Consider the following 5125-nt stretch of genomic DNA (forward strand, 5'->3'; position numbering starts at 1 on the left):
GTTCAGTATTGGTGACAGACCACCACAAGTATCCAACCTCAATTCTGTTCACAAGACCATCGTTGATGTTCTCGGCGAGCGATACCGTCGAATTTATTCTTAAAGTAGGTGCGGAATGACGGATAAACATCATGCACATTGACGTAATAGACCACTTTCCTGGTTTTCGCTTTTTGACGCGGTAATAGGCGGTGGTGATCGCCACATAGAGTAACAATGAGACAGCTACCGCTGCTTTGTTATCATTCAAATAATAAAATATTGATGGATCTTTGAACAACGATAAAACAGACAGTATTGCCAGAAGAAATTCAATTACAGTTTTCACTGACTCAATTATTGTCATTGTTCTTTATGCATCCTTGACTGAACATGACACCCTGTTTATCAATACCTTATTTGCAGCTTAACAAACTCTACATGGCACTTCTACCTGAAAGAGAACCCGGCCGATACGCCTGTGCTCACCCATGGCGCTATCTATCCTTTCGATGGCAAGTATCGGTAATAACATCGTTTTCCCTATCCCGTCCGGGCAACATTTTCGCTACACTCAGCGCTGGTAACGATAACCGCTGCTAGGTGTACGACAGGCAGCCTTTTGTGAGGGCAGACGATGAGTCAACAAAAATTGGGCGTACTGATGGTGAATCTGGGGACGCCCGAAGCCCCGACGCCGCAGGCGGTGAAACGCTATCTGGCACAGTTTCTTAGTGATAAACGCGTGGTGGATACGCCGCGCTGGCTCTGGTGGCCGCTGTTGAATGGCGTGATCCTGCCTTTTCGTTCTCCCCGTGTCGCCAAACTCTATCAGTCTATCTGGACGGTTGACGGTTCTCCGTTGTTGGCATTCAGTCGACGTCAGGAATGCGCGCTCTCCGCCCGTTTAGGCGACGATATTCCGGTGGCGCTTGGCATGAGCTATGGTTCGCCGAGCTTGCCGTCGGCGCTGGATAGCCTGTTGTCGCAAGGTGTCACTCAACTGGTGGTGCTGCCGCTCTATCCGCAATACTCCTGCTCTACCACCGGTGCGGTATGGGATGGGCTGACCGATGCAATGCGCACGCGCCGCCAGGTGCCCGGTATCCGTTTTATCCGCGACTATGCGATGCACCCGGTCTATATCGATGCGCTAAAGCAGCGTGTGGAAGCGTCATTTGCGCTGCACGGCATGCCAGACCGTTTAGTGATATCGTTCCATGGCATTCCGGTGCGTTATGCTACGGAGGGGGATGACTATCCTCTGCGCTGTCAGGCAACGGCACAGGCTCTGAGCGCTGCATTGGGGCTGGCACCGGAACAGGTGCAAATAACCTTCCAATCACGTTTTGGCCGTGAACCCTGGCTCACCCCTTATACGGATGAAACATTAAAGGGATTACCTGCGCAGGGGATCAAACACATTCAGGTTATTTGCCCTGGGTTTGCAGCCGATTGTCTGGAAACGTTGGAAGAGATTCAGGAACAGAACCGGGAGATTTTCCTGCATGCTGGCGGTGAACAGTTTGCTTATATTCCGGCGTTAAATGATGATGCGCGGCACATTGATTTGTTTGAAGCGCTGGTGCGTGACGAGTAGTTAAAACAGGACAGATAAAAGGGCGCAGCGGGGCTACCGCTGCGCATCGGTATCAAATCGGGCACTCTTTTAGTTCTTCAGCTTTTACCTGCTCGAGCTGTAGTAGGGTAATCATGCTGTTGGCAATTTCGCGTTCACCCATCACCACCTGATTGGCACCGTGTTCGGTGATATAGCTGACTTCATCGTCATAATGTGCGCGCGCAATGATCTCCAGATCCGGGCGTTTCTCACGCGCTGCCGCAACGATTTCTCCTGCCTCATAGCCGTTAGGAATGGTCAGCAGCAGCCAGCGGGCGCAATCCAACCGAGCCAGCTCCATGATTTCCACTTTAGTGGCGTTCCCCAGTACGGCCTTGATGCCTTGCTCGCGCAGAGCATCCACCCGCGCACGCGAATTCTCGATGACCACAATAGGAATGCCTTCCTGATGCAGTTTGGCACCGATCAGGCTGCCAACGCGACCATAACCGACCAATAGGGCGTGATTACACATATCAACCGGAATTTGCTTCTCTTCTTCGATGGCTTCTTCCACGATCTGCTCATCAATGGTCTCTGTTTTCTCCAGATAGCGTTCTAGCAGAGTAAAAAGCAGCGGGTTGATCATAATCGACAGAATCGCCCCTGCCAGCACCAGATTGCGCCCCTGCTCAGACAAGAGACCGAGCACAACGCCCAGACCTGCCAGGATAAAAGCGAACTCGCCAATTTGCGCCAGGCTGGTCGAGATGGTCAGTGCGGTACGCTTGGAATGGCCGAACAGCCGTACCAGCACAAAAGCGGCCGCTGATTTACCGAACACGATAGTAGCCAGCGTAATGATGACGGCCATCGGCTCGTTCACCAGAATCATCGGATCGAACAGCATGCCCACCGAAACAAAAAACAGTACGGCGAAGGCGTCACGCAGTGGCAGCGTATCGTGGGCGGCGCGTTGACTGAGTTCTGATTCGTTTAGCACCACACCCGCAAAGAAGGCACCCAGTGCGAATGAAACATCAAACAGCTTCACGGCACCGAAAGCGATACCGAGTGCCATCGCCAATACGGCCAGGATAAACAGTTCCCGTGAGCCGGTAGCGGCGCTTTTTGCCAGCACCCAGGGCACCAGGCGACGACCCACCACAATCATCAGCGTGATAAAGGCAACCACTTTACCGATGGTCCAGGCCAGGTCACGAATCAGCTTACCGGTATCAGCATGCTCAGCGCCTATCATGTCACGGAACGCGGGCAGCAATACCAGCGTCAACACCATCGCCAAATCTTCTACGATCAGCCAGCCAATGGCGATTTGTCCGCGCTGGCTGTCAATCAGTTGCCGTTCTTCCAATGCGCGCAGCAGCACTACGGTACTGGCAGTGGATAAGCACAGCCCAAACACCAACCCGCTTGCCAGACTCCAGCCGAGCAGGGTGGAAAAGCCCATCCCCAGCAGCGTGGCAACGGCGATTTGTGCAATGGCACCAGGAATAGCGATGGATTTCACCGCCATCAGATCTTTAAGCGAGAAATGCAGGCCGACACCAAACATTAGCAGAATAACCCCAAGTTCAGCCAATTCAGGTGCTAACGCGGTATCCGCGACAAAACCTGGGGTAAACGGCCCCACCAGAACCCCTGCGACCAGATAGCCGACTAAAGGGGAAATGCGTAGTCGATTGGCCAGAATCCCCAGCAAGAACGCGAGGACCAGCCCTACGGCAATGGTGGATATTAGTGGTGTGGTTGCATGCATCCCGACTCCTTTTGCCATTGTTGAAAAACGTTCATGAGCAGACTTCTTGAACAAATTCTATTTCATTTGAAGAAATCCTGCTTGGGAAAATGAGGGTATTCTAGTAAAAATCTTCGTTTACTCATTGAATCTAAGTCTAACATAGATTTCATGATGCTTTCGTCAGATAAGCATTGATAAACCAACGTTATTGCTCTCATGAAGATACTTTCTCATGTCTGTTATGCTGCATTTTCATCCTGTGTGCTGAGGGGAACCGGTTTCTCTGCGTTAAAAACCTTAGAATAGCGGGGGTAAATGACATAAATACAACAGAATCAAATGAACTGACCATTTTCATCAGCTTTCTCTTGTGATTCATGCGCGCAATGCCGGTTTTTCTTGTGATACAGGTCACAGGGTGCAAATGAAATCGAGCGTTGAGTAAAAGTGCACTATTCTGGAGGGAGATCTCAATCTGCGCGTACCTGACTAAGATCAGGACGGGCAGAGGGCTGCTATCGCATTATTTTAACAAGGGTTGTTTACTTAACGGAGAATTTCCATGCGTTTTGCAACGAAAGCGTTAGGACGTGCTATTGCGATGTCGCTGGTTTTTACCTCGGCAGGGGCGTTGGCGTGGGAAAAAGATAAAACCTATGACATCACCATCCTCCACACCAACGATCACCACGGCCATTTCTGGCATAACGAATACGGCGAATATGGGTTGGCAGCGCAAAAAACGCTGGTGGATCAGATTCGTCAGGAGGTAGCCGCTAAAGGCGGCAGCGTGCTGCTGCTGTCCGGCGGGGATATCAACACCGGGGTGCCTGAATCTGACTTGCAGGATGCAGAGCCCGATTTTCGTGGCATGAATATGGTGGGCTATGATGCCATGGCGCTTGGCAACCATGAGTTTGATAATCCGCTCTCGGTACTGCGGCAGCAAGAAAAGTGGGCAACATTCCCGCTGCTGTCTGCCAACATCTATCAAGCCCGATATCCAGTCCGCGCTTGCCGCCGGAAACGTAGATCACTGGGAAGTGCTGCGCCGGTTCATCGATGGCAGTTGGCAGCAATTTTTTCTGTCCTAGCGGGCTGATACCGCCTACCAGATAGCCCGTAACCCGCTGAGCCAGCATCGGGTCGGCCATATCCGCTTTTTTGGCACCAAAGGCTCGCGCTACCTTCTTTAAATCCAACTGTCCGGAGACTGGGGTGATGGCAACGGCTAAGTGTTTGGCATCGCCGTTCAGCGATATCAGCAGGGTTTTGTACACCTGCTCTTTATTCAACCCCAGCTTACGTGCGGCTTCTTCGCCAAAATTGGTTTCGTTTGGGTCATGGTCGTAGCTGTGAAGCTGTGAAGCGACCTTATTTTTTTCCAGAAGTTTTACTGCAGGTGTCATGGTGCTCGTTCCTTAATCAATCCCGTCGTTATTGCTTTGCATTAACAGGTTGTAGCAGGGAAGGCAGGCTATTGTCGCCGTACAGATGCAACGCACCGACAGCCACGACATACTGTCCGCTCGGCAGTGCTTGTAACTGATCGCGCCAGCGGGTATTGCGCTGACGCATCAATATCTCGGACAAGGCGTGGCTGAACGTCGCCGGAATAGCGGCAGCGGATTTTGCTGGCGGTCCTTCCAGCCACCAGCCGGTCATCACCTGAAGCAGACGCGCATTAACGTGCCAGTGATCCAACCGTCATTCCGCACCTGATTTTTCTTTTTTCGGGACTTGACGGTATTCTGAAGTTCTGAATTTATTACTGCTTTTTGCAGACCAATCAGCATGAGTACTCCCCACGTTACCATCCGTAA

The 5125-nt window shown here is 51.6% G+C and carries 3 protein-coding genes and 3 pseudogenes; 2 read left to right on the top strand and 4 right to left on the bottom strand.

The window, feature by feature from the left end; translation table 11 throughout:
- On the bottom strand, window positions 1–346 hold a 346-nt coding region (locus ACTBDZ_RS14925; protein WP_438815900.1), incomplete at its 3' end, for a hypothetical protein.
- Between the two features lie 270 nt (window positions 347–616).
- On the opposite strand from ACTBDZ_RS14925, the gene hemH reads away from it, so the two are divergent.
- Window positions 617–1579, top strand: coding sequence for a ferrochelatase (gene hemH / locus ACTBDZ_RS14930; protein WP_438815901.1), 963 nt, complete (start codon window positions 617–619; stop codon window positions 1577–1579).
- A 52-nt stretch (window positions 1580–1631) separates the two neighbouring features.
- On the opposite strand, the gene ybaL is transcribed toward hemH, so the two are convergent.
- The gene (gene ybaL, locus ACTBDZ_RS14935) at window positions 1632–3320 is read right to left on the bottom strand and encodes a YbaL family putative K(+) efflux transporter (RefSeq protein WP_438815902.1); all 1689 of its coding nucleotides are present in this window, start codon (window positions 3318–3320) and stop codon (window positions 1632–1634) included.
- A 544-nt stretch (window positions 3321–3864) separates the two neighbouring features.
- Between ybaL and ACTBDZ_RS14940 the strand changes: the two are divergent.
- Window positions 3865–4296, top strand: a pseudogene (locus ACTBDZ_RS14940) (metallophosphoesterase); the annotation flags it as partial.
- Here ACTBDZ_RS14940 and ybaK read toward each other — a convergent pair.
- Both ybaK and ACTBDZ_RS14950 read right to left on the bottom strand, forming a co-directional pair.
- A pseudogene (gene ybaK, locus ACTBDZ_RS14945) lies at window positions 4295–4711 on the bottom strand (Cys-tRNA(Pro)/Cys-tRNA(Cys) deacylase YbaK); the annotation flags it as partial. The pseudogenes ACTBDZ_RS14940 and ybaK sit on opposite strands and share 2 nt — an antisense overlap.
- A gap of 28 nt (window positions 4712–4739) precedes the next feature.
- Window positions 4740–5006, bottom strand: a pseudogene (locus ACTBDZ_RS14950) (TraB/GumN family protein); the annotation flags it as partial.
- Window positions 5007–5125: the final 119 nt, after the last annotated feature.

It is taken from the genome of Symbiopectobacterium sp. (genome assembly GCF_051710365.1).
Lineage (GTDB): Bacteria > Pseudomonadota > Gammaproteobacteria > Enterobacterales > Enterobacteriaceae > Symbiopectobacterium.

Coding starts and splice junctions, on each gene's coding strand:
- hemH (WP_438815901.1), top strand. CDS start 617: ATGAGTCAACAAAAATTGGGCGTACTGATGGTGAATCTGGGGACGCCC.
- ybaL (WP_438815902.1), bottom strand. CDS start 3,320: ATGCATGCAACCACACCACTAATATCCACCATTGCCGTAGGGCTGGTC.